Raw genomic sequence first — 20,283 nt, forward strand, 5'->3', positions numbered from 1 at the left:
GAGATGAACAGGAGGACGGGTGCGGTCTAAACAAAATGGCCCGCGCATCACACATCGATGCACGGGCCATTTATTGTCTGCGAGCGGCAGGTGGTGTCAGCGTCTTATGCCTCGAGGTTTTCCTCGATCCAGGCGACGGCACCCTTGGGATCCTTAGTGAGGTCGATGTACTGTTTGCCCTTGGGCGACAGCAGCGTGATGCCCAAGCGGTCGGTGTCGGCCTTCATCTCGTTGTAATAGGTGCGAACCTGCGGAGCCAGGACGATGACGTTGTACTGGTCCATGATGGCGTAGTGACTGCCGTAGGCACCGGCGTTGGCGGTAATGTCGATGCCCAGCTCGTCGGCGCCTTCCTTAAGCGCGTTGGCGAGCAGTGCAGAGGTGCCGGCGCCAGCGCACAGAACCAGAACCCTCAGATCCTTGCCCTTAAGGGCGGACGGAGCTGCGGAGGCCTCAGTGGCAGAAGCGGTCTCGACAACAGGAGCCTCAACGGCGGGGGCGTCAGCGGTCTTGACGGTCTTGGTCTCCTCGGCCTCTTCTTCGGCCAGGGTCTCGGCCTCCTGCTTGCACAGGACGTTGTCGTAGGCCTTGCAGAACGGGTAGTAGATCAAGAAGTCAACGACCAGCAGGACGACAACCAGGACCAGAGAGATCGGCTGGAAGTTGGTGTCGATGAAGGTGCCGATCGGTCCGGGGAGTGCCCACGGCATGGCATAGATAAAGCCGTTCATGCCCAAAAAGTCGATGAAGAACTTACCAATGAGGACGTTGGCCACGGGGGCAAACAGGAACGGGATCAGGAAGTACGGGTTGAGGATGATGGGCGCGGCGAACAGCAGCGGCTCGTTGACGGCGAACATCACGGGTACGACAGAGGCTTTGCCGACGGCCTTGAGCTGCTTGGAGCGCATAAAGAGCAGGAAGATGATCGGGACAATGAACGTGGCGCCGGTGCCGCCGAGTTCGCCGATGTAGTTACCGAAGTTCTCGGTCAGGGCGAGGGCGGGGTGACCGCCGGCCTGCAGCGTGGCGAGGTTGGTGGTGATGTTGCCAAACAGCGCGGCGTTGAGGGCAGGCTTAACGACCGAGGGGCCGTGGATGCCCATGAACCAGAACAGCGGGATCATGAACCAGATGAGGGCGAGGCCGGCGTAGGAATCGGCAGCGGCGAACAGCGGGCTCACCAGCGTGGAGATGACGTTGGCAAACGGGACGGCCAAGCAGGTGCGGCAGATAACGTCGATGACGGCGACAAACAGGATGGAGAAGCTGAAGGCGAAGATGTCGCGGAAGTTCTGGGCGATGGCGCCGGGGACTTCTTTGGGCAGCTTGATGGTGATGTCTCGCTTAATGCAGAAGGCATAGATGTTGACCGTGGCAAATGCGGCGACAAAGGAGCTCAGCAGGCCCTTGGTGCCCATGTTGTCGGTAAAGAACACCGAGACATCGGCGCCGTCGATCTTGGCACTCGTCTGGGTAACGGCCAAGATGAGCATAGCGCACATGGCGGCGACCATGGTGCTCGTGGCGTTGATGGCCTTGCCGGCAGGCATGCGGCGGTTCTTGGAGCCGGTCAGCGCGCTTGCGGTGGTGCCGGCGACCATGATGCCCACGACGCCCATCGTGAAGTTGTAAACCTTGTTGCAGAAGTTCACGACGTCGACGTTCCACCAGTCGGGCAGCGTAAAGCCGCCGACCGTGGCGACAACGCCCGGCAGGGTCGAAATAAGCAGGAAGACAGAAGAAGACAGGATGATGGGCATTGCTGCCAAAAAGCCGTCTTTAATGGCCTGAAGGTAGATGTTCTTAGAGACCTTGTCGAAGTACGGCGGACCTTTCTCCAAGAACTTAACGATCGATTCCATAGTTCACGCTCCTCTTTGCATGAAATCTTAATGGCATGGACATTGAAAACCTATATGGTCTCCCGCTTGCTAAAAGCCCGGGTGCAGGCGGGGTCGGTCCCAGGGGGAGAGAGGGGAGCGGCTGGGTTTGTATCGCATGGGGCCGCTCCCCCTCGGGGGAAAGCGAGGCGATGCGCTACTGCGCGTCCGCCATAGTGTCGGCGAGCTCCTTGTACCAGAGTGCCGACTGCTTGATGTAGCGTTTTTGCGTGTCGAAGTCGATGTAGAACAGGCCGTAGCGCTTGTTATAGCCATTGGCCCACGAGAACTGGTCCTGCAGGCTCCAGATAAAGTAGCCCTGGACGTCGACGCCCTCGGTACGCGCCTGGAGCACCTTCTCCATGTGCTGGTCGACAAAGTCGATGCGCTCGGGATCGGCGACGATGCCGTTTGCGTCGGGCTCGGGGTCCTTGTGGCCCAGGCCGTTTTCGGTGATATAGATGACGGGGAGGTTGGGATAGGTGGCGCTGATGTGCTTGAGCGTGTCGTAGAGGCCTTGCGGGTAGATGAGCCAATCCCAGTCGGTGGTGGGGATACCCGGCATATCGACCTGCTGCCCGACGCCCTTAAACTTAAAGCACGAGGTGCCCTTGTCTCCGGTGCCGTTAAAGCTGTTGGTGGACTCGCCATCGTAGGCGGCGATAAACGCCGACTGATAGTAGTTGAGGCCGAACATATCGTTGCGGGGCGCCGCCTTGGCGAGCTCCTCCATGTCGCTGTCCTCAACCGTAAGCGTGGCGTTGTTGGCACGCAGAATCTCGTTGATGAGTGAGAGGGTGCGCGCGGAGTAGTGACCCAGGAAGGCGCCGTCCATGATGAAGTCGGTGTAGAAGGCGTTGTACAGGTCGGCGGCGTGCTGGTCGGCGGGCGAGTCTGTGGCAGGATATGCCGGCGTCAGGACGTTGACCATGCCAATGCGTCCGCCCAGGTGCTCGGTCTCGTCAAGATCCTTATACAGGTTGACGGCGCGGGCGTGGGCAACGAGCTCGTTGTGCTGGCTCTGGATGCCGCTCGTCACATCAAAGTGATGGTTGGGCGGGAAGTTGCCTTGGATGTATTGGGAGTGCGAGAGGCTGATGAGCTCGTTGATGGTGAACCAATTCTTGACCTCGCGGAACTCGCGGAAGCAGAACTCGGCATAGCGCACATAGGCGTCGACGGTCTTGCGGTTGAGCCAGTCGCCCTGGTTGAACAGGGCGGCGGGGGAGTCAAAGTGATGCAGGGACACATAGGGCTCGACGCCATACTTTTTGCAGCAGGCGAACAGCTCGTGGTAGTGCTTAACGCCCTCGGCGAGGGGCTCGGCATCGTCGCCGTTGGGGAAGATGCGGGTCCAGGCGATGGACACACGGATGGCGTTGAGTCCATGCTCGGCAGAAAGGCGGATATCCTCCTCGTAGCGGTTGTAGAAATCACTGGCCGGGTCGGGCAAAAAGCGACCCTGGGCGACAAGGTAATCGTCCCACATGGTCTTACCCTTGCCTGCCACCTTCGTGGAACCTTCCGTTTGGTACGCGGCGGTTGCGGCGCCCCAAACAAAGCCCTTCGGCAGCTGCTGTACGCGGTTTAGCAAAGACATATGCATACACCCTCTCGTCTCGCTGTTCGATATTGTGCGTTTGCGCTCAGGAGGCTCCCTGGTTAGCGTTCAGCGGTGAAAAAGCCCGATAAACACTATCTTAAAATGATTAGAACCAAAATGAGCACGTGAACATTTGACAATGAGCACGTTAACATCCGGCTGGGATGTATAGAAACAAAACAACTTCAAACAGCCGCGAACGGTTGTATTTGTTCGGTAAGCGGTTTTGATTGACAGAAGTTTTCATGTTGTGGTATATGGCTCGGGTATCATGAGCACGTTATCAATGTATGTACGATGCGCCATGGGCGCGGGGAATAGTTGGGAAGCAGGTTAGCGTGGAAGGCATGGCTCAGCAAACAAGGAATGGTCATTCGGCGAGCGCGGCAGAGGTTGCGGCGCTCGCTGGCGTGAGCCGCCAGACTGTGTCTCGCGTGGTCAACGGTATGCCTAACGTGACGGAAAAGACGCGCAAGCGTGTGCTGGCCGCCATGGAAGAGCTGGGCTTTCGTCCCAATTTTGCTGGAGCGGCGTTGCGCGGCGGGTCGTATCGTTCTATTGGCCTGTGCATGTACAACATCACACGTGTCGGTAACCTGGCGACGCTCGAGGGTATCATGCAAGCGGCGCGCGAGCACGATTTTGCCGTCACTATGATCGAGATGGGCGGCGACAAGCCCTATACACTTGCCGATGCCTCGCGCCGCATGGTCGAGCGACCCGTCGACGGCATGATTCTCAACATGAACCGCATGGCTCCCGATTTTGAGGAGTTTGTTCCCCAGCCGGGAGTGCGAACGGTCATCCTGTCCATGTATGCGCATCCGCGCTGCACGACGATCGACTCCGACCAGTATGGTTCGTGCGAGCTGTTGACCAATTATCTGCTGGAACATGGTCACTCGAATATGCGGTTTGTGGCGGGTCCGGAAAACTCGATTTCCTCGCGTTTTCGTGAGGCCGGTTGGCGCGATACGCTGGGTCGTGCTCATGTCGATGCCGCTCCGATGCTGCGTGGCGATTGGAGTGCGGACAGTGGGTACGCCATGGGCGAGCGGATTGCGGCCGAGGTGCTTGCCGGCGGGTCGCAGGCGCCGACTGCCGTGCTTGCGGCAAATGACCAGATGGCGCTGGGCGTTATCGCCGCGCTCGAGAACGCGGGCCTGTCCGTGCCCGACGACGTGAGCGTGGTTGGTATCGACGACGCACTCGAGGGACTTGTTCCTCACAATCGGCTGACGACGCTGCGATTTGATTTGCGCGGTGTCGGTAAGCTTGCGTTTGAGGCGGCGATTGGAGAGAGCTCGTCTATCGAGGCGATTCATGTGCCGAGTACGCTGGTCGAACGCTCGACTGTTAGGGACATACGGGGTTAGGTCCTACTCCGTTTGTCTCGATTTGTAACAGGTAGACGGTCAAAAGCGGGCTACGTGTTACAGATTTAGATTCTTCGGAAAGAGTAATCCTGTTCGTCTCAATCTGTAACAGCTAGGACCAAAAAACTCGGCTAGATGTTACAGATCGAGACAAACGGCTCCCGACCAGCCCAAAAACAAAAAGACCGGGGGCGGCGCGCCGTGTGACGTGCCGCCCCCGGCTGAGAAATGGGGACAGGTTGTGTGAGCGGGCAACCCCGCCAGCCACTAGTCCAGACGACGGGTCTGCGCTACGTGCTTGTACCAGTAGGCGCTTGCCTTGGGTGTGCGCTTCTGGGTCTCAAAGTCAACGTAGAAGAAGCCGTAACGCTTGTTGTAGCCATTGGTCCAGGAGAACTGATCCTGCAGGCTCCACAGGAAGTAGCCGCCTACGTTGACGCCTACCTCCATGGCCTTGAGCAGCCAACGCAGGTGCTGCTCGATGTAGTCGATGCGCGGCTGGTCGTCCACAAAGCCGTCTTTGTAGGGATCCTTGTAGCCCATGCCGTTTTCGGTAATGAAGATCTGCTTGTAGTTGGGGTAGCGCTGCTTAATGTAGACGAGCAGATCGAACAGACCCTCGGGATAGATGATCCAGTCCCAGTCGGTGGTGGGGATGCCGGGCTTGTTCACATGCTCGCCAATACCCTTAACGCGCCAGCGGCCGGTGCCCTTCTCGCCCGTACCGTTGTGGTGCAGGTCGTTCTCGCCATCGTAAGCCTTCAAGAAGCGGCACTGGTAGTTGTTAACGCCCAGGTAGTCGTTGTAGAGCGCGGCCTCGCGCATGATTTCCAGATCCTCGTCCAGGATCTCGATGGTGCCGCCCGAGACGGCGGCCAGGCGGTTGGCGCACTCGAGGGTGTCGGGCGCGTAGTCGCCGCGGAAGGTGGCGTCGAGCAGAAACTGGTTCTGCAGCACGTGCTCGTTGTTGGCGGCTTTGATGTCGGCGGGGTCGTTCTCGTTGAGCGGATACTTAAACTCCAGCGACTGAATGACGCCGATCTTGCCCTTAAAGCCGCCGTTGTGGAAGGCCAGTACTGCCTTGGCGTGGGCGAGCATCATGTTGTGCTCGCACTGGAAGGCCTCGGCCAGATGCGCCTTGACGCCACCGGGGAAGGTGCCCTCGATGTAGGTGTTGGAGGCGTCGGCCCAGATCTCGTTAAAGGTGAACCAGTAGGTCACCTGGTCGGTGTACTCCTTAAAGCAGAAGGTGGCAAAGTCCACAAAGGCGTCGATGGTCTCGCGGTTGAGGAAGTCGCCCTTCTCAAAGAGGGGAAGCGGCGTATCGAAGTGATGCAGCGTGACAAACGGCTCAACGTGGTGCTTGTGGCACTCGGCGAAGAGGTCGTGGTAGAACTGGACACCCTCGGGGTTGATTTCGCCGGTACCGTTGGGGAAGATGCGGCTCCAGGCGATGGAGAGGCGGATGCCGTTGATACCGAACTCCTCGCACAGCTCCAAGTCGACGGGGTACTGGTTGTAGAAGTCCGAAGCGGGATCGGGGGAGAAGCGCCCCTGGGCCTCCAGGAAGTCGTCCCAGGCAACCTTGCCCTTACCGTGGGTGCGGGTCTCGCCCTCTACCTGGTAGGCAGCGGTGGCGCCGCCAAAGACAAAGTCCTCGGGAAACTGCGCAGGCGGGTTGGTGACGCTAGCAGGGTTAACGGACATGATGATCCAATCGTCTAAATCGAAGGGCTAGCCGGCTGTGGATGGTCGGCTGGCCCTGAGCGTTACTTACTTCGAAAGCTGTTCACTCACGAAGGCGAGAGACTTGTCGCCGTTCTGGGAGAGCTCGATGTACTGCTTGCCGCGGCAGGCGACGCACTTGTTGCCCACGCGCTCGCAGTCCTTTTGCAGGTCGGCCAGGTAGCTGGCAGCCTGCGGGGCCAGGACGACCAGGTCAAAGTCGGGGAGCATGTCGACGTGGTTGCCATATGCCTCGGCAGCGGTCTCAAGATTGATGCCGCGCTCTTTGGCGGCCTTGGCCAGTGCGTTGGCGAGCAGGCCCGAGGTTCCGCCGCCCTGGCAGAGCACGAGCACGCGCTTGCCGTTGAGGTCGCTGGCGGTCGTTGCCTCGGCAGCGGGTGCTGCAGAAGCGGCGGGGGCATCGGCCTTCACGGCCTCGGCAGCAGCGCCGGCGGCAACGCTCTTGGCGTCAGCCTTGCCCTGGAAGGCATCGTTGAGCTTGGCAGCCTTCTCGGCGTTCTTGGCGGCGAGCTCCTCCTCGGAAATCTCGGCCTCCTCGGCGCACTTCTGGGCGTCATAGGCACGGAAGAACGGATAGTACAGAACGAAGTCGACGACCAGGATAAGGGCGAGCATCACAAAGGCGAGCGGCTGGAAGCCCAGGCCCATGATGGTGCCGATGGGGCCGGGGACGGTCCAGGGCAGGGTGTACATAAAGCCGTTCATGCCCAAGAAGTCGATAAAGATCTTGAGGATCCAGATATTGGCGATCGGGGCAAAGACAAACGGGACAAAGAAGACGGGGTTGAGCACGATGGGCGCGGCGAACAGCAGCGGCTCGTTGACGGCAAAGCACACGGGGACGATAGCTGCCTTACCGACGGCGCGCATCTCCTGAGACTTGGCCAGGAAGCAGAACATAAAGACCAGGACGAGCGTGGCGCCGGTGCCGCCCATGCAGACGACGAAGTACTGGGCACCCTGGGTCAGGACAGCGGAAGCGTGCTGACCAGCCTGGAACGCAGCCAGGTTGTCGGTCATGTTGGCAACGAGGGCGGCGGCGATGGCGGGCTCGACGATTGAGGGGCCGTGGACGCCGACGAACCAGAAGAGGCTCATGGCGCCGTAAATTACAGCGAGGCCAATATAGCCGTCGGCAGCGGTGAACAGGGGCTGGAACACCTGGATGACGCCCTGGGCAAAGCAGAAGCCAAAGGCAGCGCGGAAGACGATGTCAAAGACCCAAAAGACGGTGATGCAGACGGAGAAGGGGATGATGTCCTTAAAGGTCTGCGAGATGTTGGGCGGAACCTGCTCGGGCATCTTGACGGTGATGTTGCGCTTAATGAAGAACTTGTAGATGATGCCGGTCACAAACGCAGCGATGAAAGCGGTCAGCAGGCCCTTGGAACCAAGGTAGGTGGTGTTGAAACCACTGGCAGCGTCCGTGGCGATGGTGTCGCTCGAAAGGAGCAAGAAGCCGATGATAGCTGCGCACATGCACGAGATGAAGTTGATCTGGTTGTTCTTGGGCAGATCGCGGTTCTGAGCGTCGGCGAAGTGCTTGGCTGTGGTGGCGGCGCAGGCGATGGCCAGGATGCCCATGGAGTAGTTGTAGCACTTCCACAGGGCGTTGTTGATGTCATCGGGCCAGTAGAAACCCCAGATGTTGGGGACCGAGGCTACCAGGCAGAAGATGGACGAGAAGATGATGATGGGGATGACGGAGATAAAGCCGTCGCGGATCGCCTTGAGGTACTTATTGCGGGCGATCGCGTTGAAAAAGGGCTGGCCCTTTTCGATGATGGCGATAAGTTGCTCCATGCAATGCTCCTAAGAGTCGGTGGGTTAACAACGATGGTAGCTTTTGGCGTTCGGTTGCCAAAATGTTGACGTTGCCATTTTGCGACACAAAAAAAGACGCGAACCGGTGGTTCCTGTGCCTGCGAACCGTCGATTCCTTATACGTAAACGTTTGAGCCGCCCGGTGGCTCTGTGTTTGCGCAATGGCAACGTTAACATTTGGGTGCCAAAAGCCGTTTGGGGAAGCAAAAATGTCGGTGAACGGTAGGTTTTGGGTGGTGAGCGTATGGTGGGGGAGGCGTTGGATATACTTGAAGGCGTTAAAAATGACTGCGTAGAGTGCCACCAATGGCATCGTCGACATAGAAAGATCGACCTATGGCCGCTGTAAAAAAATCGGTTTCCGTTAAGGATGTGGCGCGTCTCGCGGGCGTCTCGGAGCAGACAGTCTCGCGCACGGTGCACGATTCGCCCAGCGTGCGCCCCGAGACCAAGGAGCGCGTGCGTGCCGCCATGCGCGAGCTGGGGTATCGCCCCAATTTTGCCGGTCGATCGCTGCGCCGCGGTAAGTTTAAGACCGTCGGCGTCGCTATGTTCAACATTACCGGCACCGGCAACCTCGACCGTATGGAGGGCTTTGCCGCCGCCGCCGACAAACACGGCTACGCCATCACCCTCACTAAAGTAGATGGGCATCCGTATACCCTCGAGAGCACATCGTCGCGTATGAGTGCACTGCCGGTGGACGGTATGGTTGTGATCATGAACCGCATGCCGGCGGACTTTGGAACCTTTGAACCGCTGCCCGGCATGCAGACGGTGCTCGTTACGATGTTGGAGCACCCGCTGTGCTCGACGGTCGATAACGACCAGTTCGATTGCTCGCGCCAGGTGGTCGAGTACTTGCTGGAGCAGGGGCACAAGACCGTGCACTTTATCTCGTGCCCCGAGCGCTCGCTTTCGGGCATGCGGCGCGAGGAAGGCTGGCGTGAGACATTGCGTGCGCATGGCATTGAGCCACCGCAGCTCGTGCGCGGCGACTGGACGGCGCAGAGCGGATATGCTGCCGGCCAGGTGCTTGCGGATGATCCGACCTGTACGGCCATTTATGCCTCCAACGATGCCATGGCCTACGGCTGCATTCGCGGGCTCGAGTCGCGCGGAAAGCGCGTGCCCCAGGACGTGAGCGTGGTGGGTGTTGACGATAGCCTGGGCGATATCGTGCCCGATTGTCGCCTGACCACGGTGCGCTTTGACAACAAGCGCGTCGGCATGTGGGCGGTCGACAAGATTGCCGGCGCCGAGGGCGTTGCACCTGGTGTAGAGCACATGCTGTTTCCGGGCGTGCTCGTCGAGGGCGATACGGTGCGCGATATACGCTAGGGTGCGGACCTGTTTGGGTTGCCGATAATTGTGTTTGATAATGTTCGGATTGGTTTAAAAGCCGTTCACGGGTGAAAAGCAACCGTTCATAGCTCGAAATTGCATTTTGCGCTGTTCTTTTTTGTTTGAATGTTACTGTTCCTACCATACACAACGCAACGCGTATGCCCGGACGCGATGCTCTCCATTGGTTCATATGTGAAAGGAACGCAACATGGCAACCAAAGAAGAAATCTCGATGGTTGGATTCGAGATTGTCGCATACGCAGGTGACGCCCAGACCGATCTGCTTGCAGCGCTCGATGCTGCTCGCGAGGGTGACTTTGAGAAGGCCGAGCAGCTGCACAAGGATGCCAGCGATGCGCTCATCGGTGCCCACGACACGCAGACCAAGCTGCTTTCGCAGGAGGCCGGCGGTGGCGAGATGGAGATGACCTTCATCATGGCTCACGCTCAGGACACTCTCATGACCACTATGATCCTGGAGAAGCAGGCCCGCTTTACCATCGATGCCTACAAGCGCATCGCTGAGCTCGAGGCCAAGCTCGCCTAACGAGCCCTCACAACCAAGTTCCCTTCCAAAAGCCCTGCCGCACCCGCGACAGGGCTTTTTCTGTCCTCCTCCAAGTTGCGGTGAAATAGGGACTGAATAGGGGCCGGCGGGCGCAAAACAATCCCTATTCCACCGCAACTCATCCCGAGATAGTCATTGGGGACGTTCTTAAACGACTGGTCATTGGGGACAGTCTTGGTGCGCTCCGTTCGTCCTCCCGTTCGATTTTTGCTCGGTGGGTATACTTCCATCCGCAATACAGGCCGGAATGAGGAGGTATCCAAATGCCGGACAACGGATTGATTCAAAAGAAAGATGCGCACGAGATGGCTCATGGGCGTCCTGTCCAGATAACCGAGCACACGGCGGTAACCGAGCTGCAGCCCAGTCTGTCCGATGTCGTGTGCGCAAACAAAAAGCTGCAGATTGGCTTTATCGTTGCGCTCGTGGTCCTGGCGCTGCTGTCGGGCTTTGTAGCTCGTCCGCATTTCGCCGATACCAAAACTTGGGACTCCACCATCGAGGTCATCGACCAAAAGAAGGGTAACGTACTGGCGCTCACGACCTCGTGCGTGGCGCTGTCTGCGGGCATTACCGCGCTGCCGGGTGATACGGGAACGCCGGTTGCCGAGCAGCTCGCGCAGCTTTCAGGCAACCTTGGTATCGTGCTTGCCGTGCTCTACCTCGAGAAATACCTGCTAACCATTTTGTGGTCGGTTGGCTTGGGCATCTTAATCCCGTTTGCGTTGGTGCTCTTTGCGGTGTCGCTCGGCATTCACGGGCGCTGGAGCACGAGCGCTGTCCTGCGCCGTGTGGCGACACGCGTGCTGGTAGTTGCCGTGATCGGCATGGCGTTGGTGCCTGCAAGCGTTTGGGTGTCGCAGAAGGTCGATGAAACGTATCGCGTAAGTATTGAGCAAGCTGAGCAAAAGGCTGCGGACGCTGCGGACGCGGCCGACACCACGGACAAGTCAGCCGAGACCAGCTCAAAATCGAATAAGATAAAATCCGAGGCCACAGAGTCCAAAAACGTGCTCGAGCAGTTGACTGATGGGGCCTCGAGCCTTGTTACGTCGGTGACCAGCGGTGCCAAGCAGATGACCGACGAGATCGTGCAGCAGGTGACCGACCTCATCGAAGGCGTCATCGTGATGATCGTGACTTCGTGCGTTATCCCGCTGCTGGTGCTCGTGGCGTTCCTGTGGCTGGGACACGTACTGCTAGGGATCGATATTTCCGGCCCGGCGAACTATTTGACGGGCCGCTTTCTGAGTGCTCCGTCCAAGCACGCCAAATAGGGTGGGCAGTCCGAGTAGCTAAAACAGCTGTATATACCGGGGAATACCGCCGAAGGGCGGCCGAGACACGTTCTTGGCCGCCCTTTTGTTTGTTGAACACGTGGTCGCTACGTCCGCGCCCGGCTCAAACGGTCAGCAATCATCCGTGAACGATATTTGTTCAAAAAAGAACAAAGATAAACAAATAGTTGTTGCAGTTACTGTTCGAATGTGTTCAAATAAACATGAACAGTGAAGAACCGCACATTCAGATGCCCGGACCTGAACGCGATTCAACACTTCCAAACAGAAACTACGCACCTGCGTATCTCTCAAGGAGGATGTCATGAGGGTTGTAATCGCTTCCGATGCCGACGGTATGTCGATGAAGGAGTCTATCAAGGAGATGCTCATCGCCGACGGTCACGAGGTCGTCGACTATTCCGAGACCCCTGCCGCGGACTTTGTCGATTCCGCGACCGCCGTTGCCAAGGACCTGCTGGAGCACAAGGATTCCCAGGGCTTCGCATTCGATAAGTACGGCGTCGGCTCCTATATGGCCGCCGTCAAGATCAAGGGCATGGTCGTCGCCAACATTTCCGACGAGCGTTCCGCTTACATGACCCGCGAGCACAACGGCTCGCGCATGGTCACCATGGGCCCGGGCGTTGTGGGCACCGAGGTCGCCAAGAAGATCGCCCGCGAGTTCCTGCGTGCACAGTACGCCGGCGGCCGTCACCAGATCCGTGTCGACATGCTCAACAAGATGGCCTAACGAGAGCCACCGAGAACTCGAACTTCTACCTCAACTTGTGAATTCAGACGAAAGGACGTTCTGATGAAGAAGACCATCGCAATCGGTTGCGACCATATCGTTACGGACGAGAAGATCTATCTGGCCGACCGCCTGGAGCAGGCTGGTTACAAGGTGCTCGACTGCGGCACCTACAGCCACACCCGTACGCACTATCCCATCTACGGTAAGGCCGTGGGCGAGGCTGTTGCCAGCGGCAAGGCCGACTTTGGCGTGGCCCTGTGCGGCACCGGCATCGGCATCACCAACGCCGTCAACAAGGTTCCCGGCGCCCGCTGCGCCCTGGTCCGCGATATGACCTCTGCCCTGTATGCCCGTCGCGAGCTCAACGCCAACATCGTGGGCTTTGGCGGCAAGATTACCGGCGAGTTCCTGATGGCCGACATCATGCTTGCCTTCCTGGAGGAGCCCTACGAGAAGACCCCCGAGCACGATGCCCTGATCGCCAAGATCGATGCCTGCAACAAGGCCGACGCCGAGGCTCAGGCTGACCCGCACTTCTTTGACGAGTTCCTCGAGAAGTGGGACCGCGGCGAATACCACGACTAAGGAGGTTACGCGGTTTACCAAACCGCGTAACGGGTCGACGCTGCGCGACGCTCGCTGACGTTGAGGGTGCCTGTGGGGTTACCGCTGTTGTTGCGAAGCGTTCTGGTACGGCAAGTTGCTCCGATAACACGTTTGCTTGCTGAGCTTGTGTGCTTCGCTCTTGGCGGTACTCGGCATTCTGCAGCTTTTCAATTGACGGCTCGCGTTTCTGTAATGGGGCGCGGGCCAGTTTTCTATCAGCCCAATTGGCTTGGCGGGCTTGGCGTGCATTGTTCTTTTGCGTGCGGCGCCGCCTCATTACCTTTGTGCTAAAGGCACGGCGTTCGCAATGGATCGTGCAAGATGATATGTGAAGGAGAAGATTCCCATGGAGTTTGTTCTTGATAACGGTTCTATCCGCGTGGCACTGAGCACGGCGGGCGGGTCGTTCACTTCTATTACGGCCAACGGCCGTGAGTACCTGTGGCAGGGCGACCCGGCGGTGTGGTCGGGCCAGGCACCCATTTGTTTCCCGATCTGCGGCGGCCTTCGTGACGGTCGCGCAATGACCATGGGCGGCCGCGAGGTCAAGCTCGCCCGCCACGGCTTTGCGCGCAAACAGGAGTGGAAGCTTGAGGAGCAGAGCGACAACATGGTTGCGCTGAGCTTAAGCTCTGCCGACCATGCCGAGTTGCTCGAGCAGTACCCGTATCCGTTTAAGATCGTTGCTCGTTACACGATCGATGCGGAGAAGGTGGCCGTGTCGTACGAGGTGACCAATGAGGGCACCGAGGACATGCCGTTCTTTGTGGGCGGTCACCCTGGCTTTAAGTGCCCGCTTGACGAGGGCGAGTCCTACGACGACTACGAGCTCCGTTTTGAGCAGCGCGAGGCCGCCGAGCTCTGTACTGCCGTTCCCTCGACGGGCCTGATTGATGTTGAGCATCGCAGCAAGAACCCGATGGTTGGCCATGACCTGCCGCTGACCCACGAACTCTTTGACTTCGCAGAGACCATCTTTGACGTGCTCGAGAGCCACGTGGTTACGCTTACCAAGAAAACCGAGGACAAGGGCGTGCGCCTGACGTTCCCCGATATGCCATACCTGATTGTGTGGAGCAAGCCCGAGGGCGACTTTGTGGCCGTGGAACCGTGGGGCGGCCTGTCCACCTGCTCCGACGAGGACGATATTCTGGAGCACAAGCGCGGCTGCCTGGTGGCCAAGCCGGGAGAGACCGTCACCCGCGGCTTTGAGATCGAGATCCTTTAACGAGCTATCGTATGTTTGGGGCGGGTTATGCCGCCCCGGAACAGGAGTTCAACATGATTCTGACCGTTACCATGAACCCGTCGATTGATACGCGCTATCAGCTCGACAAGCTGATCATCGACGATGTTAACCGTGTGACACCCGAAAAGACCGCTGGCGGCAAGGGCCTCAACGTGAGTCGCGTGCTGCTGCAGCTGGGTGACGACGTGCTCGCGACCGGCCTGCTCGGCGGCCACATGGGTGCCTATATGGCTGAGCTTATGGATGCCGACGGCGTCAAGAACGACTTTGTGCCCATCGCCGGTGAGACGCGCATTTGCCTGAATATCCTGCACGAGGGCAATCAGACCGAGCTTTTGGAGAGCGGTCCGCAGATCGCCCCGGCCGAGCTCGAGGCCTTTACGGCCAAGTTTGCCGAGCTTGCAGCGAAGGCGGACGTTGTGACGCTTTCGGGCTCGCTGCCGCGTGGGGTCGATGCCGGCTACTATGCCGAGCTCGTCAAGATCGCCGAGGAGGCGGGCGCCAAGGTGCTGCTCGACACCTCGGGTGCATCGCTGGAGGCCGCGCTGGAGTCCGACGCTAAGCCTGAGCTCGTAAAGCCCAACCTGACCGAGATTAACGGCCTGCTGGGTACGTCCTTTACGACCGATGATGTCGATGCCCTGCGCGAGGCGCTTGCCGCCGATGACCGCTTTGCCGGTATTCCCTGGGTTGTCGTTTCGATGGGCGCTGCCGGTTCGGTGGGCTTCCATGAGGGCCGCGCGTTCCGCGCCAAGACGCCCGCGATTGCGGCTGTGAACGCGACGGGTTCCGGTGACTCGACCATCGCCGGCTTTGCGCATGCCATTGCTGCTGGTGCCGACGATGTCACGGTGCTCAAGACCGCCAATACCTGCGGCAAGCTCAACGCCATGGATCCCAAGACCGGCCATCTGGTCATGGACCGCTGGGACGAGATCTTCAACAACGTTGAAGTAACGGAGCTTTAAAGTTACGGCGTTTTACCAAACGCCGTAACTGGCCGACGCTGCGCGGGCCGCATTTGGACAATCTGACGTTCAACTTCAAGGGCGCGACCAGAAGGTCAGCGCCCTTTCGTTTCACGTCACCTTGTCTCAAATGCGACCCGCTCGCTGTCGTTGCCAAAACATCGACGTAGTCATTGGGGACGTTCTTGTTTGACTAGTCATTTAAGAACGTCCCCAATGACAACTCCGATGACTGTTTTGCAGCTGTATGCGCCTCTTTCTCCTCCTCCTTAATCTCTCAGTGGATGAGGAAGATGAATGCTGCGCACAGGGCGATGATGCCGCCGACGGTTGCGATTTCGTGCCAGTCGCGCACGATGACGGTACGGAGGATCTCGCTTCCCAGCTTGAACTCCAGACCCATGGCCAGGCCTTTGGCCAGCGTGAGCTTGGTGGCGGGGAGCGTTTAAGATAGAGCTGGAATCCGCGCAGGCCGGAATAGATGATGATTCTGACGCCGATGAATTCGAAAAGCAGAATGGCAATCTCGACGATTTGTTCCATGAGTGTGTCGAGTGCGAGAAGAATATCAGCCATACCTGTCGTTCTTCCGCCTGTTCAAAAGCACAATCGGTCACAATGCCTTTAACGGCTAAATCATACCCTGTTTATGCACGGACGAATCTTGTGGGCTAATGCCGGGCGCTTGTGGGCCTCCGTTTCGTCGACAAAGGTTTGTTTTGCCAAAACAACCTGCACAAAACGGGTAGACGGCAGTCGCGCCCATTGGACTGTTTGATTTAATTCCACATTCGTAATCTGACCTTGTCAAATAAAGGCGAGCGCCATAGGAGGCGCTCTCAGACAAGGAGGCAGATAATGTGTGAAAAGATGTGGGCGGGCGTCGTTCATGCTAAGGACGACATTCGCTATGAACAAATTGATAAGCCTGAGCCCAGGGCTGGAGAAGTTCTGGTGAAGGTCAAATATTCCGGTATCTGTGGTTCGGATGTCCCTCGTGTGTTGGGCGACGCATGCCATTACTATCCCAACGTGCTTGGTCATGAGTTTTCCGGCACGATCGAGAGCGTTGGCGAGGGCGTTGAGGGCCTTAATCCTGGAGATCGCGTTGCCGGTGCACCACTCGTTCCTTGCATGAAGTGCGAGGACTGCCAGCGCGGCGATTACTCGCTTTGCAAGCACTACAGCTTTATCGGTACGCGTCAGTTTGGTAGCTTTGCGGAATATGTCTGCATTCCCGCCATGTGCGCCGTTAAGTTCGACGAAAGCGTGAGCTTTGAGCAAGCCGCGCTTATTGAACCCACGACCATTGCACTCCACGGCCTTGAACGTCTGGACTATGAAGGTGGCAAGACGGTCGCTGTCTTAGGAGGCGGAACCATAGGTATCATTACGGCACAGTGGGCTCGCGCTTTCGGCGCCCGTGAGGTTACGGTGTTCGATGTAATCCCGGAGCGCTTGGACTTTGCTAAGAAAATGGGCGCCACGAGCGTTGTGAACTCCATGGATGAGGACTGGAAAGACCAGGTTGCCACCATTACCGACGGCCGCGGATATGACTATGTCTATGAAACTGCGGGCGCCAACGCAACCATGCATATGGTCTTTGAAGTCGTGGGCAACAAGGGTCAAGCGTGTCTGATTGGCAAGCCTACGCGCGAGCTAACCTTTACCGTGGCGGAATGGGAGAAGCTCAACCGTAAAGAGTTCACGCTTACCGGGTCTTGGCTTGGATATACCGCGCCGTTCCCGGGACATGAATGGACTCTTACGGCAGAGGCGTATCGCAACGGCATGATCCCCTATGACGAGGGACACATTTTTGACAAGTATCCACTCGCCAAGATTTCTGAGGCGTTTGACCAGTTCCGAACCCCCGGCCTGGTCAAAGGCAAAATTCTCATTGATTGTGAGCAATAGGAGCTCGCAAAGATACATATGTGGCGAAAAGCTGCCACCGACTGCTGCCGGTGCCTTCGCCGCTCAGCCATCACCAAAAAAGAAACTGGAGGGTAGTCCCCTCCTCGAGAAAACAGATATGGAAAGGAAACAATCATGACTACGACGGCAGACTGGAAAGACGGAGAGAAGATTATCGGCGCCTGCATGAATTGCGCTGAGTACACCAATCTTGAGAAGACGATTGCCGAGCTCGATGCCGCAGGCGTTGACCTGTATCATCTGGATATTATGGATGGAACATTTGTCCCCAACATCGCGCTTGGCCCCCAGGACGTTCAGGCGATAGCAAAGCTCACCGGTAAGGTCTGCGATGTGCATTTGATGGTTCAGGACGCGCCCAAGTACATCGATATGTTTGTCGAGATGGGCACTCAGATTGTCCACGTCCACTCCGAGAATGATTCCCAGATTACTCGAACTCTGCAGCATATCCGTGATCTGGGTGCTAAATCGAGTCTGGCAATTAGTCCCTGCACATCGTTCGAGACGATTCAGGAGTCGCTTAACGTATGCGATTACGTCCTGGTTATGCGTGTCAATCCTGGTTTTGCCGGCCAGAAAGCACTTCCATTTGTCGATGAAAAGATTGAAAAGCTTGTGGCTGCCAAGGAGCATTATGGTTACAAGATTCTGGTTGATGGAGGTGTCTCGGCTGAAAGCGTCCGCGACTTGTGGAAAGCAGGCGTCGACGGCTTCTGCCTGGGTAACGCCGGCCTGTTCGGTAAGGATCGTACATATGCGCAGATTATCGAGGAACTGCGTTCATACCCCAAGTAGGGGTCGATGTGCCAAACCGATCGTTTAACCAAATAGCGAAAAACGGGTAGACGGTGGGTTCGTATTATTGGGCTGTAACCTTGGGGGCAAAGGCGCGATAGTGATATCAACGAAACGGGTCACGTTAGCCGGCGCCCCCGTCAAACTTTATTGCATGGCGGCGAATGCCAAATCGTTTGCCTGTCAGATAGGAGTGCATCATGAGTAAGAGTACGGTTAAAGTCTTGGTTGCTTGCGGCAGCGGTGTCGCAACCTCTACGGTCGCCCAGGCTGCCGTTAAAGAAATTGCAGAGCGTGCGGGCGTTCCCGTCCAGCTCTTTAAGGGCACGATCGGCGAGGTCGGCGTTAAACAGTACGACGTCGACATCGTCTGTACAACGACCAATTATCGCAAGCCGCTGGAACGCCCGTTTTTGAGCGTTTTCCCGCTGATTTCGGGCATTAACAAAGATAAGTGCGAGTCGGATTTGGTTGAGCTGCTTAAAAAGGTCCAGGCCGAGTAACTGCATGTTGCGTTGCGCTTTGCGAGTGAGAAAGCCCGCCATTGTTGGGAGATGAACTTCATGGATATCGTACTTGCGTTCTTTAAAGAATTTATTAATATGGGCGCCGCTGTTATGCTGCCCGTTGTCATTTTTGCCCTGGGACTGTTTTTTCGCATGAAACCTGCACAGGCTTTACGCGCCGGTCTTCTTGTCGGCATTGGCTTTCAAGGCGTGGTACTTACCATCAACTTTTTGTTGAGCACCATTCAGCCCGCGCTGGACTATTACACCGCCCTCGGTTCCGGTTACGATGTGGCCGAGATTGGCTTTGCGGCACTGGGAGGCGCCAGCTGGACAACTCCGTTCGCTGTGTTCGCCATCCCTGCTATCGTCATCGTTAACATCATTCTGCTGCGTCTTAAGGTCACCAAGGTTCTGAACGTTGATATTTGGAACTTTATGCACTTTTTGGTTCCCGGCGCCCTTGCTTACGTCCTTTTTGGCAATGCTATTGTTGGTTTCTTGGTCGCTGTAGCGCTCTCGGTTGTAACCTTGTTCGTTGCCGAGAGGGTTGCCCCCAAGTGGGGAGAGTTCTTTGGTCTTGAAGGCACCGCCTGTACCTGCTTAGGCTACATCGTGTATGAGTATCCCCTGAGCGTGCTTATCAACAAGGTCATCGACTTCATTCCCGGCCTGAACAAGATTGATCTCGATCTTGATACCCTCTCGACAAAGATTGGCATTCTGGGTGATCCCGCAGTTATCGGCCTATTTGTTGGTGGTTTTTTGGGCATTATGACGCAGCAGGGCTTTACTACCATCGTAACCATGTGCGTTGGCATGGCCGCAGTCATGGTGCTTCTGCCTCGCATGGTTGCCATTATGATGGAGGGCCTGACTCCCATCGGCGCTGGCGCAAATGAGTTCGTTAAGAAGCACATCGATTCCGACGCCAATATTTACGTGGGTATGGACATTGCTCTTGCCCTGGGCGATCCGTGCTGCATTACCTGCACCGCCATTATGATTCCGGTTACTGTCGGATTGGCATTTCTCGTTCCCGACATGCGCTTCTTCCCGGCGGCAATTCTGGCTGAAGTCTGCTATGTCGCCCCTATGGCCGTGCTTTCGAGCAAAGGCAACGTGTTCCGCACTCTGGTGTGCATGACGGTCTTCATGTATCTGATGCTCTTCTTCGCCAATATGTTTGCCCCTTACGCCACGCAGATGCTTAACGCCTGCGGCATCGATGCGGGCGGTCATCTGGTGACGGCATCGCACTTTGGCTACAACCCCGGCAATCTCATCGTGTCCTTTATTGCTAAGGCCATGGGTATCTAATGGACGGTGATAACAATGGATGAAGTTATTAGTATCCCAAAGACATCCGAGAGGGCCTGCGATGGTGTAGCGAAAGGCTTTCTCGCTATCGAGGGAAGCGCCGAGACCGCTATTGAGGCCATCGAGTTGTGCGGAAGCGAGCTTGAGCGTCAGGGGTATGTGACGGGTGCTTTTGCGAGGGACTGCATTGAGCGGGAGGTCAGCTATCCTACGGGCATCTGCACCGACATTCCCGTGGCGTTGCCCCATTGCAAGTCCGATGCGATAATTACGAGCGCTCTGTGCTATCTTCGACTCGATTCGCCCGTTCGGTTTGCTCGTATGGACGATGAGGAAGAATTCGTCGAGACTCGTCATATCTTTAATTTGGCTATTGCGCCTGGCGACCATCTCGAATTTCTATCCAAGACCATGCAGCTGCTAGCAGATCCTGCAGTGCTTTCGGGTTTTGAGAACAAGCCGATCGGCGAAGTTGCCGAATACCTGAAGACGCATTTGTCGTAACGAACAGGAG

18 protein-coding genes are annotated in these 20,283 nt (G+C 57.4%); 13 read left to right on the forward strand and 5 right to left on the reverse strand.

The window, feature by feature from the left end:
• Positions 1 to 104: 104 nt before the first annotated feature.
• Both AB5750_RS05810 and lacG (AB5750_RS05815) read right to left on the reverse strand, forming a co-directional pair.
• On the reverse strand, positions 105 to 1,865 hold the full coding sequence (locus tag AB5750_RS05810; RefSeq protein WP_368145801.1) for a PTS lactose transporter subunit IIBC: 1,761 nt from the start codon (positions 1,863 to 1,865) through the stop codon (positions 105 to 107).
• A gap of 175 nt (positions 1,866 to 2,040) precedes the next feature.
• Positions 2,041 to 3,483 (reverse strand): 6-phospho-beta-galactosidase, encoded by a 1,443-nt coding sequence (gene lacG, locus AB5750_RS05815; protein ID WP_320677917.1) that lies wholly within the window; start codon positions 3,481 to 3,483, stop codon positions 2,041 to 2,043.
• 350 nt (positions 3,484 to 3,833) lie between these two features.
• Here lacG (AB5750_RS05815) and AB5750_RS05820 point away from each other — a divergent pair, with 350 nt between their 5' ends.
• Entirely contained in the window at positions 3,834 to 4,862 is a 1,029-nt protein-coding gene (locus AB5750_RS05820; RefSeq protein WP_055310566.1) for a LacI family DNA-binding transcriptional regulator, read from the forward strand.
• Positions 4,863 to 5,129: 267 nt separating this feature from the next.
• Here AB5750_RS05820 and lacG (AB5750_RS05825) read toward each other — a convergent pair whose 3' ends face one another.
• Positions 5,130 to 6,569, reverse strand: coding sequence for a 6-phospho-beta-galactosidase (gene lacG, locus AB5750_RS05825; RefSeq protein WP_148346288.1), 1,440 nt, complete (start codon positions 6,567 to 6,569; stop codon positions 5,130 to 5,132).
• Between the two features lie 66 nt (positions 6,570 to 6,635).
• Positions 6,636 to 8,411, reverse strand: a complete 1,776-nt coding sequence (locus tag AB5750_RS05830; protein ID WP_196025650.1) for a lactose/cellobiose PTS transporter subunit IIB — start codon at positions 8,409 to 8,411, stop codon at positions 6,636 to 6,638.
• A 357-nt stretch (positions 8,412 to 8,768) separates the two neighbouring features.
• Here AB5750_RS05830 and AB5750_RS05835 point away from each other — a divergent pair, with 357 nt between their 5' ends.
• The 7 genes from AB5750_RS05835 to AB5750_RS05865 all read left to right on the forward strand — a co-directional run bounded on the left by AB5750_RS05835 (position 8,769) and on the right by AB5750_RS05865 (position 15,204).
• The gene (locus AB5750_RS05835; protein WP_368145802.1) at positions 8,769 to 9,773 is read left to right on the forward strand and encodes a LacI family DNA-binding transcriptional regulator; all 1,005 of its coding nucleotides are present in this window, start codon (positions 8,769 to 8,771) and stop codon (positions 9,771 to 9,773) included.
• Positions 9,774 to 9,987: 214 nt separating this feature from the next.
• Positions 9,988 to 10,326, forward strand: a complete 339-nt coding sequence (locus AB5750_RS05840) for a PTS lactose/cellobiose transporter subunit IIA (RefSeq protein ID WP_055252615.1) — start codon at positions 9,988 to 9,990, stop codon at positions 10,324 to 10,326.
• A 284-nt stretch (positions 10,327 to 10,610) separates the two neighbouring features.
• Entirely contained in the window at positions 10,611 to 11,624 is a 1,014-nt protein-coding gene (locus tag AB5750_RS05845; RefSeq protein WP_368145803.1) for a hypothetical protein, read from the forward strand.
• 325 nt (positions 11,625 to 11,949) lie between these two features.
• Complete coding sequence (gene lacA, locus AB5750_RS05850) at positions 11,950 to 12,378, forward strand: galactose-6-phosphate isomerase subunit LacA (protein WP_006234830.1); 429 nt, start codon at positions 11,950 to 11,952, stop codon at positions 12,376 to 12,378.
• A 63-nt stretch (positions 12,379 to 12,441) separates the two neighbouring features.
• The gene (lacB, locus tag AB5750_RS05855) at positions 12,442 to 12,966 is read left to right on the forward strand and encodes a galactose-6-phosphate isomerase subunit LacB (protein ID WP_006234831.1); all 525 of its coding nucleotides are present in this window, start codon (positions 12,442 to 12,444) and stop codon (positions 12,964 to 12,966) included.
• 367 nt (positions 12,967 to 13,333) lie between these two features.
• On the forward strand, positions 13,334 to 14,215 hold the full coding sequence (locus AB5750_RS05860; RefSeq protein WP_368145804.1) for an aldose 1-epimerase family protein: 882 nt from the start codon (positions 13,334 to 13,336) through the stop codon (positions 14,213 to 14,215).
• Positions 14,216 to 14,268: 53 nt separating this feature from the next.
• A complete protein-coding gene (locus AB5750_RS05865; protein WP_055252629.1) occupies positions 14,269 to 15,204 on the forward strand; it encodes a hexose kinase in 936 nt (311 codons plus the stop codon).
• A gap of 277 nt (positions 15,205 to 15,481) precedes the next feature.
• On the opposite strand, the gene AB5750_RS05870 is transcribed toward AB5750_RS05865, so the two are convergent.
• Positions 15,482 to 15,625 (reverse strand): DUF1622 domain-containing protein, encoded by a 144-nt coding sequence (locus tag AB5750_RS05870; protein WP_438266021.1) that lies wholly within the window; start codon positions 15,623 to 15,625, stop codon positions 15,482 to 15,484.
• 437 nt (positions 15,626 to 16,062) lie between these two features.
• Here AB5750_RS05870 and AB5750_RS05875 point away from each other — a divergent pair, with 437 nt between their 5' ends.
• The 5 genes from AB5750_RS05875 (at position 16,063) to AB5750_RS05895 (ending at position 20,273) form a co-directional block, all read left to right on the forward strand.
• Positions 16,063 to 17,124 (forward strand): galactitol-1-phosphate 5-dehydrogenase, encoded by a 1,062-nt coding sequence (locus AB5750_RS05875; protein ID WP_368145806.1) that lies wholly within the window; start codon positions 16,063 to 16,065, stop codon positions 17,122 to 17,124.
• 135 nt (positions 17,125 to 17,259) lie between these two features.
• Positions 17,260 to 17,943: a ribulose-phosphate 3-epimerase gene (locus AB5750_RS05880; RefSeq protein ID WP_368145807.1), complete on the forward strand. Its 684-nt coding sequence runs from the start codon at positions 17,260 to 17,262 to the stop codon at positions 17,941 to 17,943.
• Between the two features lie 200 nt (positions 17,944 to 18,143).
• The gene (locus tag AB5750_RS05885; protein ID WP_368145808.1) at positions 18,144 to 18,446 is read left to right on the forward strand and encodes a PTS sugar transporter subunit IIB; all 303 of its coding nucleotides are present in this window, start codon (positions 18,144 to 18,146) and stop codon (positions 18,444 to 18,446) included.
• A 60-nt stretch (positions 18,447 to 18,506) separates the two neighbouring features.
• The gene (locus AB5750_RS05890; RefSeq protein ID WP_368145809.1) at positions 18,507 to 19,769 is read left to right on the forward strand and encodes a PTS transporter subunit IIC; all 1,263 of its coding nucleotides are present in this window, start codon (positions 18,507 to 18,509) and stop codon (positions 19,767 to 19,769) included.
• Between the two features lie 15 nt (positions 19,770 to 19,784).
• The gene (locus tag AB5750_RS05895; protein ID WP_368145810.1) at positions 19,785 to 20,273 is read left to right on the forward strand and encodes a PTS sugar transporter subunit IIA; all 489 of its coding nucleotides are present in this window, start codon (positions 19,785 to 19,787) and stop codon (positions 20,271 to 20,273) included.
• Positions 20,274 to 20,283: the final 10 nt, after the last annotated feature.

Origin of the sequence: Collinsella aerofaciens (assembly GCF_040926185.1) — a bacterium.
Lineage (GTDB): Bacteria > Actinomycetota > Coriobacteriia > Coriobacteriales > Coriobacteriaceae > Collinsella > Collinsella aerofaciens_BC.

Excerpts from the sequence above, each read along its gene's own strand:
- AB5750_RS05845 (WP_368145803.1), top strand. The coding sequence starts at position 10,611 with ATGCCGGACAACGGATTGATTCAAAAGAAAGATGCGCACGAGATGGCT.
- AB5750_RS05820 (WP_055310566.1), top strand. The coding sequence starts at position 3,834 with ATGGCTCAGCAAACAAGGAATGGTCATTCGGCGAGCGCGGCAGAGGTT.
- AB5750_RS05895 (WP_368145810.1), top strand. The coding sequence starts at position 19,785 with ATGGATGAAGTTATTAGTATCCCAAAGACATCCGAGAGGGCCTGCGAT.
- AB5750_RS05865 (WP_055252629.1), top strand. The coding sequence starts at position 14,269 with ATGATTCTGACCGTTACCATGAACCCGTCGATTGATACGCGCTATCAG.
- lacG (WP_148346288.1), bottom strand. The coding sequence starts at position 6,569 with ATGTCCGTTAACCCTGCTAGCGTCACCAACCCGCCTGCGCAGTTTCCC.
- AB5750_RS05810 (WP_368145801.1), bottom strand. The coding sequence starts at position 1,865 with ATGGAATCGATCGTTAAGTTCTTGGAGAAAGGTCCGCCGTACTTCGAC.
- AB5750_RS05890 (WP_368145809.1), top strand. The coding sequence starts at position 18,507 with ATGGATATCGTACTTGCGTTCTTTAAAGAATTTATTAATATGGGCGCC.
- lacA (WP_006234830.1), top strand. The coding sequence starts at position 11,950 with ATGAGGGTTGTAATCGCTTCCGATGCCGACGGTATGTCGATGAAGGAG.
- lacB (WP_006234831.1), top strand. The coding sequence starts at position 12,442 with ATGAAGAAGACCATCGCAATCGGTTGCGACCATATCGTTACGGACGAG.
- AB5750_RS05830 (WP_196025650.1), bottom strand. The coding sequence starts at position 8,411 with ATGGAGCAACTTATCGCCATCATCGAAAAGGGCCAGCCCTTTTTCAAC.
- AB5750_RS05840 (WP_055252615.1), top strand. The coding sequence starts at position 9,988 with ATGGCAACCAAAGAAGAAATCTCGATGGTTGGATTCGAGATTGTCGCA.
- AB5750_RS05835 (WP_368145802.1), top strand. The coding sequence starts at position 8,769 with ATGGCCGCTGTAAAAAAATCGGTTTCCGTTAAGGATGTGGCGCGTCTC.
- lacG (WP_320677917.1), bottom strand. The coding sequence starts at position 3,483 with ATGTCTTTGCTAAACCGCGTACAGCAGCTGCCGAAGGGCTTTGTTTGG.
- AB5750_RS05860 (WP_368145804.1), top strand. The coding sequence starts at position 13,334 with ATGGAGTTTGTTCTTGATAACGGTTCTATCCGCGTGGCACTGAGCACG.
- AB5750_RS05885 (WP_368145808.1), top strand. The coding sequence starts at position 18,144 with ATGAGTAAGAGTACGGTTAAAGTCTTGGTTGCTTGCGGCAGCGGTGTC.
- AB5750_RS05875 (WP_368145806.1), top strand. The coding sequence starts at position 16,063 with ATGTGTGAAAAGATGTGGGCGGGCGTCGTTCATGCTAAGGACGACATT.
- AB5750_RS05880 (WP_368145807.1), top strand. The coding sequence starts at position 17,260 with ATGACTACGACGGCAGACTGGAAAGACGGAGAGAAGATTATCGGCGCC.